General features: G+C 70.5%; 19 protein-coding genes. 6 read left to right on the forward strand and 13 right to left on the reverse strand.

Features of this window, described 5'->3' with window-relative positions; all coding sequences use genetic code 11:
• The first annotated feature begins 39 nt into the window (after nt 1-39).
• The 3 genes from D7W79_RS04340 (at nt 40) to D7W79_RS04350 (ending at nt 5,029) form a co-directional block, all read left to right on the forward strand.
• A complete protein-coding gene (locus tag D7W79_RS04340) occupies nt 40-1,650 on the forward strand; it encodes an adenylate/guanylate cyclase domain-containing protein (protein ID WP_120524089.1) in 1,611 nt (536 codons plus the stop codon).
• A gap of 17 nt (nt 1,651-1,667) precedes the next feature.
• The gene (locus tag D7W79_RS04345; RefSeq protein ID WP_120524059.1) at nt 1,668-4,004 is read left to right on the forward strand and encodes a serine/threonine-protein kinase; all 2,337 of its coding nucleotides are present in this window, start codon (nt 1,668-1,670) and stop codon (nt 4,002-4,004) included.
• A gap of 122 nt (nt 4,005-4,126) precedes the next feature.
• Complete coding sequence (locus tag D7W79_RS04350; protein ID WP_120524060.1) at nt 4,127-5,029, forward strand: hypothetical protein; 903 nt, start codon at nt 4,127-4,129, stop codon at nt 5,027-5,029.
• Between the two features lie 48 nt (nt 5,030-5,077).
• Here the strand turns inward: D7W79_RS04350 and D7W79_RS04355 are convergent, their stop codons facing one another.
• From D7W79_RS04355 to D7W79_RS04370, 4 genes are all read right to left on the reverse strand, one after another.
• Nucleotides 5,078-6,880 carry a DUF4215 domain-containing protein gene (locus D7W79_RS04355; RefSeq protein WP_120524061.1) on the reverse strand — a complete coding sequence of 601 codons (1,803 nt, stop codon included), beginning with the start codon at nt 6,878-6,880 and terminating at the stop codon, nt 5,078-5,080.
• A 129-nt stretch (nt 6,881-7,009) separates the two neighbouring features.
• Entirely contained in the window at nt 7,010-8,431 is a 1,422-nt protein-coding gene (locus D7W79_RS04360; protein ID WP_120524062.1) for a sugar porter family MFS transporter, read from the reverse strand.
• A gap of 169 nt (nt 8,432-8,600) precedes the next feature.
• Nucleotides 8,601-10,121, reverse strand: a complete 1,521-nt coding sequence (locus D7W79_RS04365; protein ID WP_244221590.1) for a sigma-54-dependent Fis family transcriptional regulator — start codon at nt 10,119-10,121, stop codon at nt 8,601-8,603.
• 71 nt (nt 10,122-10,192) lie between these two features.
• Nucleotides 10,193-11,029, reverse strand: coding sequence for an MBL fold metallo-hydrolase (locus D7W79_RS04370; protein ID WP_120524064.1), 837 nt, complete (start codon nt 11,027-11,029; stop codon nt 10,193-10,195).
• 212 nt (nt 11,030-11,241) lie between these two features.
• On the opposite strand from D7W79_RS04370, the gene D7W79_RS04375 reads away from it, so the two are divergent.
• Nucleotides 11,242-12,003, forward strand: a complete 762-nt coding sequence (locus tag D7W79_RS04375; protein ID WP_120524065.1) for a ParA family protein — start codon at nt 11,242-11,244, stop codon at nt 12,001-12,003.
• 11 nt (nt 12,004-12,014) lie between these two features.
• On the opposite strand, the gene D7W79_RS04380 is transcribed toward D7W79_RS04375, so the two are convergent.
• The 4 genes from D7W79_RS04380 to D7W79_RS04395 form a co-directional block, all read right to left on the reverse strand.
• Nucleotides 12,015-12,440: a hypothetical protein gene (locus tag D7W79_RS04380; RefSeq protein ID WP_120524066.1), complete on the reverse strand. Its 426-nt coding sequence runs from the start codon at nt 12,438-12,440 to the stop codon at nt 12,015-12,017.
• Nucleotides 12,437-13,087 (reverse strand): hypothetical protein, encoded by a 651-nt coding sequence (locus tag D7W79_RS04385; RefSeq protein ID WP_120524067.1) that lies wholly within the window; start codon nt 13,085-13,087, stop codon nt 12,437-12,439. Before D7W79_RS04385 ends, D7W79_RS04380 begins: the two co-directional genes overlap by 4 nt.
• Nucleotides 13,088-13,253: 166 nt before the next feature.
• Entirely contained in the window at nt 13,254-13,901 is a 648-nt protein-coding gene (locus tag D7W79_RS04390) for a dihydrofolate reductase family protein (RefSeq protein ID WP_244221591.1), read from the reverse strand.
• A 90-nt stretch (nt 13,902-13,991) separates the two neighbouring features.
• The gene (locus tag D7W79_RS04395) at nt 13,992-15,386 is read right to left on the reverse strand and encodes an alpha/beta hydrolase family protein (RefSeq protein ID WP_120524068.1); all 1,395 of its coding nucleotides are present in this window, start codon (nt 15,384-15,386) and stop codon (nt 13,992-13,994) included.
• Between the two features lie 70 nt (nt 15,387-15,456).
• Here D7W79_RS04395 and D7W79_RS04400 point away from each other — a divergent pair, with 70 nt between their 5' ends.
• Nucleotides 15,457-16,368 carry a glutaminase gene (locus tag D7W79_RS04400; protein WP_120524069.1) on the forward strand — a complete coding sequence of 304 codons (912 nt, stop codon included), beginning with the start codon at nt 15,457-15,459 and terminating at the stop codon, nt 16,366-16,368.
• Between the two features lie 31 nt (nt 16,369-16,399).
• On the opposite strand, the gene D7W79_RS04405 is transcribed toward D7W79_RS04400, so the two are convergent.
• The 4 genes from D7W79_RS04405 to D7W79_RS04420 all read right to left on the reverse strand — a co-directional run bounded on the left by D7W79_RS04405 (nt 16,400) and on the right by D7W79_RS04420 (nt 18,879).
• Complete coding sequence (locus tag D7W79_RS04405; protein ID WP_120524091.1) at nt 16,400-16,876, reverse strand: SMI1/KNR4 family protein; 477 nt, start codon at nt 16,874-16,876, stop codon at nt 16,400-16,402.
• Between the two features lie 13 nt (nt 16,877-16,889).
• The gene (locus D7W79_RS04410; protein WP_244221592.1) at nt 16,890-17,531 is read right to left on the reverse strand and encodes a hypothetical protein; all 642 of its coding nucleotides are present in this window, start codon (nt 17,529-17,531) and stop codon (nt 16,890-16,892) included.
• A gap of 69 nt (nt 17,532-17,600) precedes the next feature.
• Entirely contained in the window at nt 17,601-18,527 is a 927-nt protein-coding gene (locus D7W79_RS04415; RefSeq protein WP_120524071.1) for an alpha/beta fold hydrolase, read from the reverse strand.
• Complete coding sequence (locus D7W79_RS04420) at nt 18,514-18,879, reverse strand: MerR family transcriptional regulator (protein WP_120524072.1); 366 nt, start codon at nt 18,877-18,879, stop codon at nt 18,514-18,516. The genes D7W79_RS04415 and D7W79_RS04420 overlap by 14 nt, the downstream gene beginning before the upstream one ends.
• Nucleotides 18,880-18,987: 108 nt before the next feature.
• On the opposite strand from D7W79_RS04420, the gene D7W79_RS04425 reads away from it, so the two are divergent.
• Nucleotides 18,988-20,187 (forward strand): MFS transporter, encoded by a 1,200-nt coding sequence (locus tag D7W79_RS04425; RefSeq protein ID WP_120524092.1) that lies wholly within the window; start codon nt 18,988-18,990, stop codon nt 20,185-20,187.
• On the opposite strand, the gene D7W79_RS04430 is transcribed toward D7W79_RS04425, so the two are convergent.
• Entirely contained in the window at nt 20,188-21,561 is a 1,374-nt protein-coding gene (locus D7W79_RS04430; RefSeq protein ID WP_120524073.1) for a metallophosphoesterase, read from the reverse strand.
• Between the last annotated feature and the right edge of the window lies 1 nt (nt 21,562).

Consider the following 21,562-nt stretch of genomic DNA (forward strand, 5'->3'; position numbering starts at 1 on the left):
TTCCCGCCCAGGTCCGGGTCGCACCCGCGCGGGCCGCACCTGACGGGGCGGTTCGCGGACGGGACGCTGGGGGAGTTTCCCCTGGGTCCGACGACGTCGCTCGGCCGCCACCCGTCCAACACGCTGCGGCTGGTGGACCGGGAGGTCTCCAAGGAGCACGCCACCATCGAGAAGGTGGGGCGCGACTTCGTCCTGCGCGACCTGAACTCGTCCAACGGCACCTTCGTCAACGGGCGCCGGGTGACGGGGGAGATGCGCCTCAAGGATGGGGATGAGATCGCCCTGGGCTCCTCCCGGCTCGTCTTCCACAGCGGGGAGGCGCTGCCCGGCGGCCCCAACCCGCCCACGCTGCCGGGCGTGACGGTGGTGGCCAACGCCGTCTCCATGCCGGCCTTCCTGGCGCAGATGGACCAGGTGCCGCAGAACTTCCGCCCCGCTGAGCAGGTGACGGACATCGCCGCGCTGCGCCGGGACTACGAGAAGCTGCGCATCGTGCACGAGTTCCACCGGCAGGTGAGCCTCAAGGGCAACCAGGCCGACCTCTTCGAGCAGATCCTCAAGGTGGCCTTCGAGCTGCTCGCGGCCGACCACGGCGTCATCCTGAAGGTGGGCCCGGAGGGGGAGTTCATCCCGGCCGCGGTGCACCACCGGCAGGGCAAGCAGGTGAACGTCATGCTGTCGGACACCGTGCTCAAGCGCGTGGTGGAGACGGGCAAGGCGGTGCTCACGGCGGACGCCATCATCGACGAGCGCTTCTCCGCCGCGGAGAGCATCGTGGCGCAGGGCATCCGCTCCGCCATGGCGGTGCCGCTGCTGGTGAACGGCGACATCATGGCGGTGCTGTTCCTGGACAGCCGCCAGCAGATCAACGCCTTCTCGGAGAAGGACCTGACCATCCTCTCCGGCATCGCCGCGCAGGCGGGCATCGCGCTGGAGAACGCGGCCCTGGCGGAGCAGATCCGCAACGAGGCGGTGACGCGCGCGGAGCTGTCGCGCTTCCTGTCCAAGGCGGTGGCGGACGCGGTGATCAACGGCGGCACGGAGGACCTGCGCCAGAGCCGGCTCGCGGAGGTGAGCTGCCTGTTCGCGGACATCCGCGGCTTCACCACCCTGGCGGAGAGCGACTCGCCGCAGGAGGTGGTGTCGATGCTCAACAGCTTCTTCACCGCCATGGCGGACGTGGTGTTCCGCTACGAGGGCAACCTGGACAAGTTCATCGGGGACTGCGTGATGGCGGTGTGGGGTCCGCCGTCGTCGCACCCGGATGATCCGGCCCGGGCCCTCAGGGCCGCGCTGGAGATGCAGGACGCCGTCACGGAGCTCAACCGGCAGCGCGTGCTGGACGGCAAGAAGCCCATTGAAGTGGGCATCGGCGTCAACACCGGCCAGGCCGTCGTGGGCTACATGGGCAGCGCGGAGCGGCACGAGTTCACCGCCATCGGCGACACCGTGAACACCGCGTCGCGGCTGTGCGGCATCGCCCGGAGCGGTGAGGTGCTGGCGTCGGAGGCCACGGTGCGCAAGTCCGGGCCCGGCTTCGACGTGGAGGAGCTGCCGGTGCTCCAGGTGAAGGGCAAGGAGAAGGGCGTGCAGACCTTCCGCGTGCATGGCGCGGAGCTGACCACTTCCACCTCCCGCAAGGTGCGCTGACGGTGCGCCCCTCGTCCATGACGACGACCCAGTCGTGCCCCAACTGCGGCACGGTGCACGACACCCGGGTGTACGTGAGCGGCCAGAAGGTCACGTGCCGCTGCGGCATCCGGTTCGAGGTGCGGCGCGCGGACGTGTCCGGCATCCACCGTCCGAATACGGGCGAGCCGTCAGGCGTCCGTCCGGCCGTGAAGGCTGACGAGGAAGCAGGCGTCGCGGTGACGTTCGTGCCGCGCGCGGCGGAGAATCCGCCAGAATCGGCGTCACCTTCTGTCGCTCCGGGTGTTGGAGCGGACAGCGAGGACGCGGTGGGACAGGAGATGAGGGCCGGCTCCGTCCCAGGGGGCAGCGAGATGATCAACCCGCGACCGGATGACGTGGGGAAGACGGACGAGGGCGAGGTTCCCGCGGGGGTCGTTCCGGCCGCCGCGGAGGGCCGCAACGCGTACGCGTCCGGAGTGGCGGTCCCCACGGCGGACCCGGGGGCCCAGGCGCTGGCCCCGGACGTGGACGGGGCCACCCTGGTGCGCGCGGGGACGCCGGGGGTGAAGGCGCCCCGGGTGGTGGACACGGGCATCCGCGTCATCGAGAACGCGGAGACGGTGCTGTCGGGCGCGAAGCCTCAGCTGCCGGGCCTGGAGCTCCTGGAGGTGCTGGGGCGCGGCGGCATGGGCGAGGTGTGGCTCGCGCGCCAGCAGTCCCTGGGCCGCACGGTGGCGGTGAAGGTGCTGCCGCCCCGGCTGGCGAAGGACGAGGAGTTCGTGTCGCGCTTCGACAAGGAGGCGACCGCGCTCGCGGCCCTGAGCCACCCGAACATCGTGCAGATCATCGACCGGGGCGTGCAGGGCGAGCACTACTACTTCGTCATGGAGTACGTGGAGGGCCAGTCGCTGCGCCACGCGCTGAGCGGCCGGGAAGGCCTCACCCCCGCGCAGTCGCTGAAGGTGCTGCTCCAGGTGGCGCGCGCCGTGGAGTGCGCGCACGCCAAGAACATCATCCACCGCGACCTGAAGCCGGAGAACATCCTGCTGGACGGGCGGCTGCACGCGAAGGTGGCGGACTTCGGTCTGGCCGGCATCCGCGAGCCGGACTCGGAGAAGCAGCTCACCGCGACGGCGGTGGCCATGGGCACGCTCAACTACATGGCCCCGGAGCAGCGCCGGGACGCGAAGAACGTGGACGGCCGGGCGGACCTCTTCTCCCTGGGCGTGATGATGTACGAGGCGCTCACGGGCGAGCTGCCCGTGGGCCGCTTCAAGCTGCCCTCCGAGCGCGTGCGCGGCCTGGACCCGCGCCTGGATCCGGTGGTGGAGCGCCTGCTGGAGACGGACCGCGAGGCCCGCTACGCCACCGCCTCGGAGGTGTGCGAGGCGCTGGAGGCGCTAGTGTCGGCCTCGTCGTCACCGCACGCGGCGCCCGCGTCCGCGCTGGCGCGCGCGCAGCCGTCTCACGTGGCCTCGATGAAGGCCCCGACGGGTCCGGAGACGGCCGTGCTGGAGGCGCTCCACGCGGGCTGGGGCCGGGTGCGCACCGGCCTGTCCGTGGTGGGGGGCCTGGCGGTGCTGGGCTTCGCGGTGCGCGCCTTCGTGGGCTTCGGGGGCCTGACCGTGATCCCGCCGCCCCCTCCAGCTCCGCTGCACTTCCCGGCCAACACGGAAGGGGAGGTGTTCACCAGCCTGAAGCTCACGCCCCCCGCGGCCGGCTCGGACGACACGACGCTGGAGCTGGGCTTCGAGCCGGGCGAGGAGGAGTTCAACGTCCACAGCGGCACCTGGACCATGGACCAGGGGGAGCTGCGCGCCGTGCAGGCCGGCCGTGAGGCGGACGGCAAGCTGGTGCCGCGCGCCTATCTGGCGCTGCGCTACTTCACGAGCGACGACTTCACGGCCGAAGTGCTGATGGACGTGAAGCCGCTGGGCAAGGAGTGGTCCGTCGAGGAGGACGGGCAGCACTTCAGCGAGCTGGCGTTCCGCATCCGCGACGTGCAGGTGTCCGTCTTCGCCATCCCCGACGCGGGCATGCGCCTGTCCTGGCGCTACTTCTCCCCGGACGACGGGCACGAGGTGGTGGGCAACAGCGCGGAGGACACCAAGAACCTCGTCCAGGACGAGATGCCGGTGCCCAAGCAGGGCCCGTTCCTGGTGAAGCTCCAGCTCAAGCGGCAGAAGAGCGGCGTGCGGGTGGACGCGTTCCTCAACAAGAAGCTCTTCGCCTCCAAGGTGCTGCCGGGCTTCGAGGGCCGCGTGGGCAAGCTGGCCCTGGGCTGCCGCAACCTCCAGTGCACCTTCGATGACCTGAAGGTCGTGGGGCCGCTGCAGGAGCGCCCCGTGCGCCGCGTCGCCACCGGCGAGTAGTCCGCCGCGGCCTGGGGGCTCCAGGGCCGATGGGGCTTGCCGCCCCGCCGGCCCGTTCCCACCTTGCTCCCGCCGGGCTCCGTGCGTCACGGGGCCGTCCGGCACGCGGGCGGGGGTGGGGCATGGCCGTGGACCTGGACCTGGGGCGCGTGCTCCTGCTGCCGCTGTGCGGCGTGGGGCTGGCCCTGCTGCTCTGGGCGACCTTCACCCTGGGGCGGACGCCCGCCGGTTCGCGGCCCCGCTGGCTGCTCGCGGGCTTCGGGGCGCTGGCCCTGGGGCTGGTGCTCTTCGTCCCGTGGATGCGCGGGACGGCCCTGGTGCCCGTGTCGCCGGACGTGCTGGTGAAGGCGCTGGGCGGCGTGCTGCTGGTGCTGGCCGCGGGCGTGTCGGCCCGGGGCGCCCGGGTGCGCCTGCGGGCGGATGCGCTGCGCGGCGCCGCGCCCGTGCCCCTGGATGAAGCGGTGGAGGCCCTGCGCGAGGGGCGGCCTCCGGGCTTCGGCGTGTACCGGGGCCGGCTGGAGTCCCTGGAGACGCTGACGTCGCCGGGCGGCGTGCCGTGCGCCTTCTACGACGCGGCCGTGCACGCGGTGGGGGACCATGGCCGCAAGGGGCCCCTGCTGTCGCGGGAGCGCGCGTACTCGCCGGTGCTGCTGCTGAAGGGCGAGCGCACGCGGGCGGCGGTGGGCTTCGCGCCGTCCGCGCTGCTGGCCCCGGTGGAGGTGCGCCGGTGCGCGGCGCCGCCCGCGCTCACCCGGGCGGAGCTGCTGGGCGCGCCCGCGCAGGCGCTGTCCTGGGAGCGCGTGGGCGTCCCGGGGGAGGCGTGCCTGGTGGTGGGGGAGCTGAAGCGCGGTTCCCGCGACGGCACCTACGAGCTGCGCGGGCGCGGCGGGCGTCCGGCGCTGGTGGTGCTGGGGGAAGGGGCTGCGGGCACCGGCGGGGTGTTGTCCCGCCAGGCCTGGAAACACTTCGCGGCGGCCGGGGCGCTGTCCCTGGCCGCCGCGTTCATGCTCGCCCGGACCTTGTGAGATCCGGACGAAGGGCCCCGGCCCGTCAGGGCGCCGGGGCGGACGTCCTCAGCCGACCTCGGTGCGGCAGACGGGGCTGCAGCCGTCGCGGGCGTTGGTGTTGCCGTCGTCGCAATCCTCGCCGTCGGCCTCCTGGATGATGCCGTCGCCGCAGCGCGCGTTCCAGATGCAGGTCAGGCTGCACTTGCCGTAGCCCGGGCCGTTGTTGTTGCCCTGGTCGCACTGCTCACCCTTGTCGAGGGTGCCGTTGCCGCAGGTGGACTTGCACTCGGTGCGCTGCGTTTCGAAGTTGTTCAGGGTCAGCTTGTACGAGGACTGGGACGTGTGGCGCTCCGCCTGGAACACGACGACCTCGTAGATCTTGCCCTTCACCAGGCCCAGCTTGCCGGTGACCGTGGTGTCCGCCAGCGACACGGTGCCGGCCGTCGCGCCGTGCACGCCGCCCAGGTCCAGCGCGAGCTTGCCGTTGATGAACACCCAGACGTCGTCGTCACCCAGGAACGTCAGGACCTCGGTGCCCTTGAACTCGAACCAGTAGCGCGTCTCGCTGGTGAAGCTGAAGTTGCGCTTGATGGCATTGTTGTCGTTGAGCTGGTTCTCCTTGCCCTGGCCCACCCAGCCGCTGGTGTCGAGCGGGAAGAAGGTCTGGTCGTCGAAGACGTAGGAGCCGTTGGCCTGCTTGTCGAGCTTCAGCGTGCCGACCTCGGTGACGTTGACGTTGGGCGTGTCGCGGTACCACTGGTCGAAGGCGGTCTTGCCGTGGGTGGTGCCGGAGGCCAGGCCATCCTTCGCGTACGTGGGCTTCCCGTTCGTGAGCGTGGCGGTATAGGTCGGGCCGACGATGCCCTGCTCGGGGCCGTTCGCGTCATTGAAGTCCGGGTGCGTGGCCGCGGGGGCCTTGCAGCCCGAGCTCACGCCGCAGAAGTCGCGGTACACGACGGGGATCTCCACCGTGCTCGGCGGGGACTCGGTGATGCGGACGCAGGCGAAGCCCGCCTCCAGCTTGCACGTGGACGAGCAGCCGTCGTTGGAGCGCACGTTGCCGTCGTCGCACTCCTCGGTGGTGTCACCCGGCAGGATGACGCCGTCGCCGCAGCGGGCCTCGCAGGTGCCGTTCACGCACTTGGGCTCCAGCACGCACAGCGGCGAGCAGCCGTCGCCCATGTCGTGGTTGCCGTCGTCGCACTGCTCGGTGCCTTCCTTCTTGCCGTCGCCGCAGGTCGTCTTCGAGCACGGCTGGCCCACGACGTCGCACTTGTAGCCCTGCTCCAGGCGGCAGATGTCGCTGCAGCCGTCGCCCTTGGCGGCGTTGCCGTCCTCGCACTCCTCGTCACCGGCGATGACCTGGTCGCCGCAGGCGGCCGCCTTGCAGCGCTGGCCCTGCAGGGGGCACGTCCAGCCCGACTCCACGGTCTTGCAGTCCGCGGAGCAGCCGTCGTTGGACTCCGTGTTGCGGTCGTCGCAAACCTCGTTCGTCTCCAGGAGGCCGTTGCCGCACGCCGCGGCCTTCACGCACGATTCACCCGGGAACGGGCAGACGTAGCCGGTCTCCACTTCCAGGCAGTTGGCGCGACAGCCGTCGCCGGACGCGTTGTTGCCGTCGTCACAGGCCTCGCCCTTCTGCTGCTTGCCGTCGCCACAGACCTGGGGGCCCGGATCATACGAGCCACCGTCGGGCAGCGTGTTGCCACCGTCGGTGTTGCCACCGTCGGTGTTGCCACCGTCGGTGACGGACGTGCCTCCGTCTTCATCAGGGTTTTCGTCGCCGGGGCAGGCTGTGAGTGCGAGGAGGAAGGAAGCGAGCACGAGGCTCGCGAGTCGAGTCCGAGCGGGGGGGGAATGTTTCAGCATGAAGTGATGCTGGAAGGGCCTGACCCCAGGTGTCAAATGGATCAGGTGTTATTCCACCCAGCCGGTGCGTAAAAATGGAGAAAGCCCGTACGGGTGTACGGGCTTCCAGCATCCCCCTGCCTCGCGGGGCTACATCTGTTCCAGCTCCTGACCCTTCGTCTCGCGGATGTATTTCGCGGCGAAGAAGACGGAGAACACGGCGGCCGCGGCATACAGGCCGTACGCCCAGCCCAGGCCGGCGGACTGCAGTGCCGGGAACGTGGCGGACACCAGGAAGTTGGCCAGCCACTGCGCCATGGCCGCGATGGACAGCGCGAGCGCGCGGATGCGGTTGGGGAACATCTCGCCCAGGAGCACCCAGACGACGGGGCCCCACGAGAAGCCGAAGAAGACGACGTAGAGGTTGGCGGCGATGAGCGCCGTGGTGCCAGCCGCGCCCTGCAGCACGGGCTTGCCCGCGGCGTCCAGCGGCGCGGTGCCGAAGAGGTACGCCATCAGGCCCAGCGTCAGCGCCATGCCCACGGAGCCGACGAGGAGCAGGGGCTTTCTTCCCACCTTGTCCACGAACGCGATGGCCACGAGCGTGGTGAGGATGTTGGTGACGCTGGTGATGACGGTGATGGCCAGCGAGTTGTGCTCGGAGAAGCCCACCGCCTGCCAGAGCACGCTGGAGTAGTAGAAGATGACGTTGATGCCCACGAACTGCTGGAGCATCGCGAGCACGATGCCGACCCACACGATGGGCAGGAACCCGAAGCGGTCGCCCTTCAGGTCCGCCAGGTGCGGCGTGTAGTTCGTGCGCACCGAGCGGCGGATCTCCACGACCTTGGACGGCGCGGCGTCCCCCTCGATGTCGCGCAGCACGCTCAGCGCCTCCTCCTCACGCCCCTTGGCCACGAGGAAGCGCGGGGACTCCGAGATGAAGACGGCGCCGATGCCGTAGAGGAGCGCGGGCGGCAGGCCGCTGAGGAACATCCATCGCCACGCGGTGAGGCCGAGCCAGGTGGGGCTGGAGGCCGAGCCCGCGTAGAGCGCGATGGCGAAGTCCCCCAGCAGGGCCACGAAGATGCCCACCACGATGGCCAGTTGTTGCAGGGACGCCAGGCGGCCGCGCAGGTACGCCGGGGCGATCTCCGCGATGTACGTGGGCGCGACGACGCTGGCGAAGCCCACCCCCAGGCCGCCCACCAGCCGCCAGAAGCTCAGGTCCCACAGGGAGAACGCGAGCCCCGAGCCGATGGAGCTGATGATGAACAGGGCCGCCGCGAGCATCATCGTGCGTCGGCGGCCGTAGCGGTCCGCGAAGGGCCCCGCGGCGAAGGCACCCGTGGCCGAGCCGATGAGCGCGGAGGACACCGCCAGCCCCAGGCCCAGGCTGCTCGCGGCGAACTCGGCCTTCAGGGCACCGACGGTGCCGTTGATGACGGCGGTATCGAAGCCGAAGAGGAACCCGCCCAGGGCGGCCACCACGGAGATGCCAATGACCCTGCCGGTCCGGGTCTCCCTCCGTGCTGGGGGCCTGCTCGCCGGGACATCGAGGACATCCGCCATGACGCGCTCCTCCCCCCTCGGATGGGCACGTGTCCGGCCCTCGCGGGACGCACAACGGCCCTGGGAGAGAGGTGCCCCCGGTGGCCACCGAAAGGCACCCCCAGGCAGGCCGCCGCTCGCGGGGCCGCTCGTTGGGGACAGGGCCGCGACTCCGAGGGCGAGCCTTGGCTCAGCCCTCGTCCGCCAGGCCGTACTCCTTGAGCTTGCGGGCGAGGGTGTTGCGGCCGATCTCCAGCGTCCGCGCCGCCGCGGTGCGGTTGCCCTTCACGGCCTCCAGGACACGCAGGATGTGGCGGCGCTCCACCTCCGCCAGCGGCAGGAGCAGCGGCGCGTCAGGCGCGGCGGGCGGCTCCGGCGCGGTGGGCGCGCCGGCGGACTGCGCCCGGTCCAGGGAGGGCAGGGGCAGGTGCTCCTCGAAGATCTCCCCTTCGGACAGCACCACGGCGCTCTCGATGCAGTTCTCCAGCTCGCGCACGTTGCCGGGCCAGCGGTAGCGCTTGAGCCGGGCGAGCGCGGCGACGCTGAGGCGGGGCACGGGCAGGCGGTGGCGCTTGGCGGCGGTGGCGATGAAGTGGCGGGCCAGCCGCTCGATGTCCTCCGCGCCGCGCTCGCGCAGCGGGGGCAGGAGCAGCTCCACGACCTTGATGCGGTAGTAGAGGTCCTCGCGGAATTTCCCCTCCGCCACCATGCGCGGCAGGTCGCGGTGGGTGGCCGCGACGATGCGCACGTCCACCTTGACGGCCTGCGTGCCGCCCACGCGCTCGAACTCGCGGTCCTGCAACACGCGCAGGAGCTTGCCCTGCACGGCCTGGGGCAGCTCGCCCAGCTCGTCGATGAAGACGGTGCCGCCGTCGGCCGCCTCGAACTTGCCGGGCACGCGGTGGTCGGCGCCGGTGAAGGCGCCCTTCTCGTGGCCGAAGAGCTCGTTCTCGATGAGGGCGGCGGGCAGGGCCGCGCAGTCCACCTTCACGAAGGGCTTGTCGCGCCGGGGGCCGTTGACGTGGATGGCGCGCGCGAACAGCTCCTTGCCGCAGCCGCTCTCACCGCGCAGCAGCACCGTGGCGTCCGTGGGCGCGGCCTTCTGCACCAGGCGGTAGAGGGCCTTGAGCGGCGGGGCCTCGCCAATGATGCGGTTGAAGAAGTAGCCCACGGGGGCCTGCGGCTGATCCTTCGCGCGCTGCAGCTCCTGGTAGAGGCTGGTGGTCTGGAGCGCGGTGCTCACCTGGGCCGCGATGTCGGTGAGCTTCTGGGTGTCGTCCTCCGTGAAGGCCCCGCCGCCCAGGCGGTTGAGCACCTGGAGCACGCCGTACACGGCGCCGGCCGAGTCACGCAGCGGCACCGCGGCCAGGCTGATGGTGCGGTAGCCCGTCATCCGGTCGATGTCCGCGAAGAAGCGGCGCTCGCCGCGCGGATCCGGCACGTGCACGGGCTCGCCGGCCTCCGCGACGTAGCCCGCCACGCCCTGGCCCAGCTTCACGCGGATCTGCGCGACCTCCGGCAGGTGCGCCGCGCGGCTGAACAGCTCGCGGCGCACCGGATCCAGCAACCACAGCGTGCCCCGGTCCGCCTGCAGCGTGATGGCGATGCGGTCCACGAGCGTCTGGAGGAAGGCGTCCAGGTCCACCTCGCGTCCGACGAGGCCACCAAGGGGAAGGAGGACCTGGGACACATCCGGCGGGGACGAGGGCATGGCGGCGGGCAGCGGCGGAAGAGAGAAGGGCGCTGGGGGCACTCTATCGCAGGGCTCCGGGCTCGCGGCGCTCATGCGCCCGCCGCGCGGCCCAGGAGCATGCGCTGGCCTTCACGCGCGGGCTCAGTGAAGGGGAACAGGCCGCGCGCCTCCTGCGCCATGTCCTCCAGCAGCTCGTCCGCGTGGGACGGGTCGTGGTGGAAGAGGAAGAGGCGCCCGGCGTGCAGGTCCTTGGCCACCTTGGCCGCGTCCATCATCGTGGAGTGGCCCCAGCCCTTCTTGGACATGCCCTTCCTGCCCTCGTATTCGTCGGGCGTGTACTGGGCGTCCAGGCACAGCGCGTCCGCGCCCTCGAAGTGGCGGGCCACGTCGGAGGTGAGGCGCTCCGGCAGCTCCACGTCCGTCGCGTACACGAAGGAGTGGCCGTCCGCCTCGACCCGGTAGGCCATGCAGCCGTCCGGGTGCGGCACGTCGATGGGCGTCACCTTGAAGGGGCCCACCTCCACGGTGTGGCCGTGCAGCGCGGCGCCGAAGGCCATCTTCGAGCGCATGGTGGACAGCGGCACCGGGAACTGCGGCGGGCGCATCTGCTGCGACAGCGTGGACTCCAGCGCCTGGGCACCATTCGCGCCGGGGCCGTACATCATCAGCGACGTGGTGGGCAGGTACGCGGGCGTGAAGAAGGGGAAGCCCTGCACATGGTCCCAGTGCAGGTGCGAGAAGAACATCGTCGCCTTCTGCGGGGCGCCCTCGCGCATCATCACCTCGCCCAGCGTCCGGATGCCCGTGCCCGCGTCGAGGATCAGCCGCTCACCCTGGCTCGTCACCTCCACGCACGCCGTGTTGCCACCGATGCGCGACCCCGACACCGCGATGCTGCCCCGAACGCCAAAGAAACGGATTTCCATGATGAGTCTCCGGAGGCTTCCGGCACCCGCTGGGGGCGCCCTGACGTGGAGGGGACAGAGCACGTCCGGTGCCAGCGCCAAGGGGCTGGAATCATTGGAGTCGACGGGGAGGGGGAGCGCGGGCCGCTCCATTCTGGGGCGCCCTGGATGGGGCATGCGGTCCAATCCGGAGCGGCCCAGCACGCGGCGGATTCCTGGTAGACCCCGGGGGCATGCCGACGATTGCGTTCTGCACCATCAAGGGTGGCGTGGGGAAGACGACCCTGTGTTCGCACGTGGCGGCGGCGCTGGCGGACACGGGCCGCCGGGTGCTGCTGTTGGACCTGGATCCACAGGCGCACGCGTCGCTGGTGTTGGGCCTGGAGACGCGCGAGGGCCCGTGCGTGGCGGACGCCTTCGGACCGAGGCCGAAGCACCGGCTGGACGAAATCGTCGTGGCGTCTCCGAAGCGGCCGGGGCTGTTCATCGCGCCGGGGGCGCCGCGCATGGCGGCACTGGAGCGCGAGCTGTTCGGGTGGGGCCACCGGCTCCAGGCGATTCCCCGCGCGCTGAAGACGCTGTCGTGGACGCCGGACGTCATCGTCGTGGACACGCCGCCGAGCATCGGCGCGTTCACGGAGGCCGTGCTGTGCTTCGCGGACGTGGTGGTGGCGCCGGTGCCCACGGGCGCGTTCGCGCTGCAGGGCCTGGGTGAGATTGAAACCGCGTGGCGCGACGTGCGCGAGGAGGGCGGCCAGCTGGTGGCCGCCGTGAACCTGTGGGACCGGCGCACGCCCGCGACCAACGAGGCGATGGAAGCGGCGCTGGCGGACGTGACGGTGCCGGTGCTGAAGGCGCGCATCCCGCGCTCGGAGTCCATCAACCAGGCGGGGCTGGGCTACGAGGTGGTGTTCGACGTGAGCCCCAACGCGGCGGGCGCGGAGGAGCTGCGCGCCATGGCCCGCGAGCTGGCGAAGCTCGCGGGCCTGCGCTGAAGCCCGAATCCCTATCGCTGTTGAGCGACGATGAGGCCGCGGTGCACATCGACAGCGTAGAGCCCGCCGGCATCCGTGGCTGTGTCGTTCGGGTCGCAGATTTCGGTGTGCGCGTAGATGCCGACCAGGATGATTCCGTCCGGCAGCTGCTCCACCGACACTTGATAGATGTCGCGACGGAAGAGGCACAGTTCAACTGGCGTTGCGTCCTTGGGTGGCTTGCGGTCCAAGGGGAGAAAATCATCCATCGCGAGCTGGACGGCGGTCGCGAGGTCCCCACTGAGGAGTGTCGTCCTGCCCTCCTGAAAGAGGAGGGGCGGGAAGACGAACTTCTGGGCCTCTTCGGGAGGCGCATGCGGTGGGCGCGTCGAGCGCTGGAACAGGGAGCACCCGCTCAACGCAACGAGCGACAGGACAAGCAGCGACGCACGTGTCATCTGGAGCCCTCCGGCACAGGCAGAATGATGCCGCTCGCCTTGTCCACGACGCGTCCGATGAGCACCCAGCGACGCCCCTGTCGCGCGTAGACCTCCCCAGGGCGCCCCTGCTCAAGGTACGGGATATACATCTGCACGGCGCACGTAGCGTCCATCTGCACGCGGAATGAGTACCGCTGGCGAGATTTCCAGCGGTCTTGGATGGATAGCGGCGAGTAGCGCCACGGGTGGGTGTGGTAGTCCGCGAGGATTGCTGTCCGCCCCCGCTCATCCACTACTTTTTTGGGCACGCGGCAGTCCTTGAAGTCCTTGTTCTCGGCGCTGAGGCGTGGCGTCTCCATCGCAGCGGGCCAGGATGCATAGTAGCGGCCTTCATGGGAGTAGATGACCCCGCAGTACTCCTGGCCATAGTCGCCGCGCGGTGGCGCGGCGGCAGGCAACTCCATGAGCGGGGCGCACAGTTGGTCGATGATGGCATCCGCTTCGACGGAAGAGGCGATGACAGGCCACGGCCCACGGACCCATGGAGTCTCGCGGCCGTCGCGAACCTCAATCCCGAAGTACGTCCCGTTGCCGTCCCGGAGATACGAGTAGCCGCCGCACGCCACGAGCAGCGTAAGCGCTGCCAGCCATCGCAACGGCGCCATACCTTCCCTGTCGCCTCGTGAGACTTGGGGAGCTGGAACGCCAGCGTCGCGCCGAAGGTTGCGAGAATCCGGCATGGCACAGCACTCCAACGCGGACAAACCAGGAAGTCAATCCAAGCCAGACATGGCGGATGGCCCGGTAGCCGAGTCCTGGGCGCGGAACGCCTCAATCCGGCTGTCCGATGTTGCCGACCCGCAGGGGTCCGCTGCGCCGATAGGTGAGCATCACCACGCCCTTGGGAGTGACTTGCGACGCGGCGAGCTGCAGCGTGCGAGGCTGCGTGCCCGTACCGAAGAGGCGCCGGCCACTGCCCAGCGTCACGGGGAAGACGTGCAGGTGCAGCACGTCCACCAGGTCATGCTCCAGCAGGGTCTGCAGCAGGCCGCCACTGCCATGCACCTGCAGCTCGCGGCCGGGCGAGGCCTTGAGGCGGCGCACCGCCTCCACCGTGTCCCCCTCCAGCAGGGTCGAGTTCGCCCACTCCACGCGGCGCAGGGTGGTGGACGCCACGTACTTGGGCAGCGTGTTGAGCGGCCCGGCGATGGGGTCGTCCGGCGCCGTCACGCGCGGCCAGTAGCCCGCGAAGATGTCGTACGTCCCGCGCCCGAGCAGGAACGCGTCCGCCCGGCTGAAGATGTCGACGATGTGCGTCCCCAGCTCCGGGCTGGAGTGGGGTTGCACCCAGCCGCCGTGCGTGAAGCCGCCGCTCGGGTCCTCCTCCGGGGCTCCTGGGGACTGCATCACGCCGTCCAACGTCATGAACTCCGTCACCGTCAGTTCCATCGCCGCATCCGTCCCTTCCGGGCAGTCCATCCGCCCGCTCACTTCCGCGACGAATGGGCCGTGCGCGGATCGACACGCCGGCATTTTCGAGCGGCAGGGGAGCGCCGGACGGGCGCTGACTCAAGGCGTGGGCAGGCCGGGCGCGAGCGCCGAGCGCACGTTGGCGTCGGTGAAGCCCGTGCCCCAGACGGCGTTGATCTCCTGGGCGACGAAGGCGGCGCCCGGCTGGAGCGTCCCCAGCGAGGCCTCGAACATCTGTACGCGCGGGTCGGTGAGCTCCAGCAGGCGGGGCACCACGTCGCTCACGTCGCGGCCCTGTTCCTGCGCGGCGCGCACACCCTGCAGCCACGCGCGCACGGTGCCCTGCGCGTGGGGGATCAAGAGGGGCTGTTCCGCCGCGCCCAGCTTCACGATGAGGTGCCCCAGGCTCAGCGTGATGATGACGCTGCCGTACTGGGTGAGCAGCGGCCCATGGTCCGGCGGCAGGGTGTTCCATTTCACGGCCGCGAGGTTCTGGAGGTACAGGGACGTGAAGCGCTGCGGGGCCTGGGCGACGAGCGCGCGCGTGTGCTCCACGGGGATGAGGGTGTCCCAGTCGTCGTGGAGGATGAGGAACGGCGTCTGCACGGTGCTGGCCAGGTGGGCGGCGGTCCAGCGCGTGTAGTCCGAGCCAGGGGTGCCGGGGTCGCCTCCGGTGGTGGCGTGGATGCGGCGGAAGTAGGGCTCGAAGAACTGCTGGTAGCGCGAGCGCATCACCGGGTCGCTCACGCGCGACGGCACGACGCGGCTCACGTAGTCCACCTCCTGCGCGAAGTCGGACAGCGAGGACAGGGCCACGCCCACGCTGGGCACCACCGTGGCCGGAGCGTCCGCGGCCGCGTAGAGCGCCTCGTAGCCGCCCCACGAGCCACCGAAGACGCCGATGCGCGTGGTGTCCACGTGGTCGGCCTGGGCCAGGAAGCGCAGGCCCGCGTTCATGTCGTCGCGGTCGTTCTGGAGGTCCCCTCCCGCGTAGAAGCGGCCGAAGACGGCGAGCACGCCGAAATCATGGAAGAGGTAGACGAACGCCTCTCCCGCGACGAGCTCCGGCGTGGTGGGCGTGTAGGCGATGGACGAAGAGCCCGGCCCGTAGTGCGGCTCGCTGTCGTCCGGGTGCAGGCCGCTGCCGCGCGCGGCCCACTTCGCGTCCACGGCCTCGCCCGTCCACGTGATGCCGTCATAGGGCTTGGTGAGCATCACGACAGGGGACACGCCCGGCTTCCGGGGCGGGAACCACTGCGCATAGGTGGCGGCGCGGCCGGGCACCTCCAGCTTGAGCAGCTGATAGGGCCACGTCTGGCCCGCGGCTTTCAACTCACCGGAGCCGAGCTTCGTCACCTGGACGGAGCCAGGGTCCGAGGGCGTTTCGTCCGGGGCCTGGCAGGAGTTCGTGGACGGGCTGGGGTTGCTGCAGCACGCGGTGGGGAGGGTGCCCAGGAGGGAAAGGGCCAGGAGCGTGGTCGAAAACAGGCGCATGTCCCAGCAGACACCGCGGCGCGGATTTTCTGAAAGCCCCCATGCGCGTTCCGGACGAGGATGGCGGCACATGGACTACCAGGCGGTGTTGTCGGAGGTCTGGGACGCGGTGCGGCCGGTGCTGGGGCAGGGCCGCGTGGCGACGTACATCCCCGCGCTAGCGGCGGTGGATCCCCACCGCTTCGGCATGGCGCTCGCGACGGTGGAGGGGGACGTGTACGGCGTGGGGGACTGGCGCGAGCCGTTCTCCATCCAGAGCATCTCCAAGGTGTTCACGCTGGCGCTCACGTTGGCGCGGGACGGGGATGCGCTGTGGCGGCGTGTGGGCAAGGAGCCGTCGGGCAATCCGTTCAACTCGCTGGTGCAGCTGGAGTACGAGCAGGGCATCCCGCGCAACCCGTTCATCAACGCGGGCGCGCTGGTCATCACGGACCGGCTGCAGCGCCTCACCGGGGATGCGCGCGGCACGCTGCGGGACTTCCTCCGCGCGGAGAGCGGCAACCCGTTGGTGGACTTTGATCCGGTCATCGCCGCGTCGGAGGCGGCGCACGGGCATCGCAACAGCGCGCTGGCCCACTTCATGGCGAGCTACGGCAACATGGAGTGTGCCGTCCCGGAGGTGCTGGAGCACTACTTCTGGCAGTGCTCGCTGGCGATGAGCTGCGCGGACCTGGCCCGGGCGTGTGGCTTCCTCGCCCGCCATGGGCAGCGCGCGGACGGAGCGCGGCTGCTCACGCGCAGCCAGGCCAAGCAGGTCAACGCAGTGATGCTCACCTGTGGCACGTACGACGCGGCGGGGGAGTTCGCCTACCGCGTGGGGCTGCCCGGCAAGAGCGGCGTGGGCGGGGGCATCATCGCCGTCATCCCCAACCGCTGCGGCCTGTGCGTGTGGAGCCCCGGGTTGGATGCGCGGGGCAACTCGGTGGCGGGCGTGGAGGCGCTGGACCGGTTCACGACGCTGACCGGCCTGTCCATCTTCTGACGCGGCCGCTTCAGCGCAGGTCGTCTCGAGGTCACTGGCCCTGTTCTTCGAGGGCCTTCAGCCAATAGGAGCGCCCACCGGACGCCAGTGCGCCCGCCAGGAACTCCGCGAACGACTGGGCAATGACCGGGCAGTAGTAGGGATCGGGAAAGCCCTCGCGGTAACCGTCGCGGAGGGGATGGCGCCCATGCGTCTGTTGCCCCACGTCCAGGAGCGCGTAGTTGCTGTCCTGGAGCTGGCACACCGCGTACCAATCCGCAGGACCCGCTGCGTCAGTGTCGGCTTGGGACATGACGACCCGTGCGCGCCGCACCTCCGCGAGCGGTAGGACGTGGTACGGCGCGTTGGAAGCGCGGAACAGCCTCGCTCCATCAAAACGCGTGTAGAAAGCGCGCAAGTCCGGATCCAGGCGCCATCCCATTCGATGTTCGAACGCATCGACCGCTGCCTCCGTCGCGGGCGGATGCGGAAAGTGCTGGGCTGCCACTGCGTCGAGAAGCTCGGTCATCGTCGGCATGTGGCTACTCTCCGTAGGGATGGCTGACCCCAGCGCTCGTCCACGGGGGTTGCGCTGCGTAGCACTGGTTGTAGACCTGATTGAGGCCGGAATGGAGGTCGGCCGGATAGGGGATGATGTTGTCCCAGTCGGTCGGGTTGCCACCGTGCTTGAGGTCACGGATGTGGTGGGCTGGGTAGTTGTTCCCACTGACGTCCGTCGGCCACTGGCCGAACTTCTCCGCCCATCGCTCGCGGAACCCATCCCGGATGGACTCCCATCGGTTCCGTGCCGTTGCGTTCTGGCTGACGCTCAGCGCTGGGTAGTTACAGCAGCAGTTGGCGATGCCGAACCGGCTCCCTGCTCGGAACATGTTGCCGTCGAAGTCCAACTTTACGTCCGCGATCCAGACGCAGCCTTGGAGCGCGTATCCCTCCCCGGAGCATTTGTCGCGGCAGTAGTCCATGAGCTGCGGACTGCACTGCCACGGGCCGTAGAAGATGTTTGTCCTGAACTGCCCGCCGCCTGGGACCGTGACTTGCGGCCCCACCCATTTGCGCACACCGGCCGCGGCTCCCATGGCGCCCTCGGTACATGCGGACAAGGACAGCGCTCCGGTCAACAGCGCGGCAACGCGACGCCGTGAGGCCTTGCTCGTGGTTGTCATGCTGGGCACGGTACCGGCCGGCACCGACACCCCAATCTCCGCAGCGGCGCGTCTTCTGACACGGACGATTCAGCGCAGGCCGTCCAGCAGCGCGGCCAGCTTCTGGGGCTGGGACGCGAAGGGCGAGTGCGACGTGTCCAGCGTGTCCACGGTGAAGGCGTTGCCGGGCGTGAAGGCGTCCGCCTCGCGGATCATCAGGTCCTGGAGGGCGGGGACCAGGGCGCGATCCTGGGCGCAGCGCAGGTAGCTGCGCGGAATGCGGCCCCAGCGCTCCTTCGTGGCGCCGACCTTGCCCGTCCACAGCGACAGCGGGATGTCGGGCGTGAGCGTGAGCGCGAAGGGCAGGAAGGCCGCTTCGTCCACGTCGTGGTAGAAGCCCGCGCGCAGGGCCTCCCGGTAGGCCGCGTCGCCACGCGGGTTGATCCGCACCGCGCCCAGCTTCGCGGCGTCGCCGATGAAGAGCGCTTCGCTGTAGGGCGTGCGGCCCTCGGGCAGGGCGCCGTAGCCGCTGGCGCTCTGGAGGCGCAGCGGAACGAACGCGCTCAGGTACACCAGCCTGCCGATGAGGTTCGGGGCCTTCTCCGCCGCGCGGGTGATGACGGTGCCGCCCGCGCTGTGCCCCACGAGCACGGGCTTGCTGGGACCGCCCTGGAGCTTCTCCAGCGCGGCCACCACCGCGTCCGCGCAGTCGTCCAGCGTGACGTCCGCCTGGGGCGAGCGCTCCTCCTTGAAGCGCGCCATGTCGCCCGTGAGATAGGACGTAGGGAAGCGCGCGTTGAGGCCATGGCCGGGCAGGTCGATGGCCACCACCTGGTGCCCCTTCGCGGAGAGGGCCTCCGACACGCGCGTCCAGTGCAGGGCGTTGTGCCACGCGCCGTGGATCAGCAGGAACGTCCTGGCCTTGCGCGGAGCCTTCACGGGCGTCACCGCGAGCCCGACTCCTGGCAGCAGGCCCGCGCCCAGCAGGGCGGTCTTCATCACGTCACGACGGTTCATGGGGGACTCCTTCGTTGGGGGGAAGCACGGCGAGGAGGCGCTCGCGCAGGCGCGCGAGGTCGAAGAGCTGCCGCTCCACCTCCGCCAGACGCTCCCGGTGGGCCGCGAGCGCATCCGGGCAGATGGCGTCCGTGACCTGCCGGAGCATGCAGCGCGGGAAGGTGGCGATCTCCTCCAGGGAGAAGCCCAGGCGGATCATCCGAGCCACCTGCATCACCTGGGGAACGGCCGCCGCGTCGAAGTCGCGGTAGCCGTTGTCGCGGCGGTGGGAGTCAAGCAACCCGGCCTTGTCGTAGTGGCGGATGGAGCGTGCGCTGCTGCCCGTGCGCCGGGCGAGTTCTCCGATGTTCATCCTGCTCTCCTGAAGCCAGACGCTAGGGCCTGACACTGGTGTCAAGGTCAAGACCGGGCTGGCGAATGTGACCGACGAGATGCGTGACCGCGTTCTAGGGTGCGCCGCGTGAGCCGCTCCCCGCCCGTGCCCCGTCCGCGTCCCGCGCTTCTCACGCTTGCCTACCTGGCGTTCGTCAGCCTGGGGCTGCCGGACGCGGTGCTGGGCGTCGCGTGGCCGTCGCTGCGGAGCACGTTCGGGCTGTCGCAGGCGATGATGGGCTCCATCCTCGGGACGGCGGCCGTCGCGTACTTCATCTCCGGGTTGCTCGCGGGCCGGCTGATGCGGGCGATGAACCTGGGGCTGCTCCTGGCGCTGAGCACCGGCTCGGTGGCGCTGGGGCTCACGGGCTACGCGACGGTGCCGCTGTTCGCGCTCTTCCTGGCCGCGGCCTGCTTCATCGGCTTCGGCTCGGGCGCCATCGACTCCGCGCTCAACAACTACGCGGCCCAGAACTTCGGTCCCAAGCACATGAACTGGCTGCACGCGGCCTACAGCGTGGGCGCCGCGATGGGGCCGGTGTTGATGACCTCGCTGCTCACGCGGGGCGCGGGGTGGCGGACGGGCTACGCCATCCTCGCCGTGGTGCTGGGGGCCCTGGCGCTGACGTTCCTGGTGATGCGCCGGCATTGGGACGCGCCCGCGAGGGCACCCGGGGAGGAAGCACCGGCGGAGGTCGCCACCGCGTCCGCGTCGGAGGCCGTGCGCCGTCCCCGCGTGTGGCTGCAGATCCTGACGTTCTTCTTCTACACGGGCGTGGAGGTGACGGCGGGCCAGTGGAGCTTCACGGTGCTGACGGAGGGCCGGGGGCTGCACACCGCCGCGGCCGGCACCTGCGTGAGCCTCTACTGGGGCAGCCTGCTGGTGGGACGCATCCTCTCCGGCTTCGTCGTCGAGCACATCGGCCCGGTGCGGATGCTGCGCGGGAGCACCGTGCTGGCGGTGGTGGGCGCGCTCCTGTTCGCGATTCCGTCGGTGCCGCCCGCGCTGGGCCTCGCGTTGTTGGGGTTCGCGCTGGCGCCCATCTTCCCGGGCCTGATGTCGGAGACGCCGCGCCGCGTGGGGCTGGAGGTCTCAGCGCATGCGGTGGGCTTCCAGGTCAGCGCGGCCACGGCGGGCGTGGCGGCGCTGCCCAGCCTCGCGGGCGTCATCGCGGAGCGGTGGGGGCTCCAGTTCATTGCCCCCTACATGCTCGGGGTGGCCGTGCTGCTGACCGTGCTGCACGGCGTGCTGTCCGCCGTGGCGGACCGTCCCCAGCCCTCCCGCTGATCAGCCGCCGGCCGGCAGCTCCGCGCTGCGCAGGATCTTCGGGCCCTGGTCCGTCCACTGTGACAGCCGCAGGGTCGCGCCCTTCGCGGAAGCGTGGGGCTCCACCTCCACGAAGGTGAAGCGCTGCTCCAGCCTCGCGTGCTTCTGCTTCGCCGGATCCAGCGACGGATTGACCTGGAGCTCCGCGAGGTATTCGCCCCATTCCTCGTCGGAGGCGTCCGGGGCGGGGAGCTGCAGGAGGGAGATCCACGTGCCGGTGTTGGCGTAGAGGGGACCGCTGCCCTCGTGCCAGCGGGCTGCGTGCGTGTGGCCCATCACCACCGCCTGGGGGTTGTACTTCTTGCCCAGCCGCGCGGTCTCCGCGAGCTCGTCCTTGCCGGGCTCCAGCGCGAAGTAGTCCGTGCCGCGCCTGCCGGCGACCGCGCGATGCAGCCGTGCGTAGAGCGCGAAGCCCGCCTTGGCCAGCTTCAGCCGCGCGCGGCCCAGGGCCTCCGGGTTGTCGAAGGCGTTGAGCTTCTCCGGGTCCAGCACCGACAGCAGTGCATCCACCTCGTCGTCCTTCAGGTCCACCCGCGCCAGGCCGCGCGCCAGGTGCGCGTCCGCTTCCGAAGCGCCCACCGCGTCCATCGGTTCCAGCGCGAAGGCCGGCGCGAGGCCCCGGTTCTCCAGCAGGCGCCGGATGAGCGTGAGCGTCCCGGCGTTGAACAGGACCTTGAGGGCATCCGGCTTCACTCCGAGCGCCACCATCACCGCGCCCTGGAAGTCCGGCTTGAGCAGGTCCATGTACCGCATGCGGTGCTGATGCTTGAGCGGGTTGAGCAGCGTCTTCACCAGCACGGAGCCCGGCGGATAGCGGAAGCGGTTCGCCCGCTCCGGCGACAGGAGCGAGTCGTAGTCGATGCGGTTCGCCACGTCGGTGTGCTCGCCGTGCGTGACGAGCACGCGCGAGCCGCCGACCTCCAGTTGGAGGGGCGCGGTGCCGTCCCGGAACTCCAACCGCGAAGCCACCTCCGGCGGCTGCCCGAGCGCGGAGCGGATCACCCCCTGGACGTCCGGCAGCGCCAGCTCCAGGTCATGGTTGCCCACCACCATCGTCGCCCGGCCCCCCACGGCCAGCACCCGCCCGAGCGCCTTCAGCGCGGGCGCGGTCGTCGTAGATGTCACCAGCGCCCGGGCCTGCTCCAGCGTCCGCCGCGGATCCACCGCCAGCGGGTCGTCGTTGAGCAGGAAGTCGAAGCTGTCCCCGTTGAGGACGACGTGGGTGGGCGTGCCGGTGAAGGAGTCGAAGAGGGCGGGCAGCTCCTTCGCGCCCGCGAAGATGTCGTAGGGGCCTCCGTTGCCGAGGTGAAGGTCGCTGAGAATGAGCGTTCGCATG

Origin of the sequence: Corallococcus exercitus (genome assembly GCF_003611585.1) — a bacterium.
Taxonomy (GTDB): domain Bacteria; phylum Myxococcota; class Myxococcia; order Myxococcales; family Myxococcaceae; genus Corallococcus; species Corallococcus exercitus.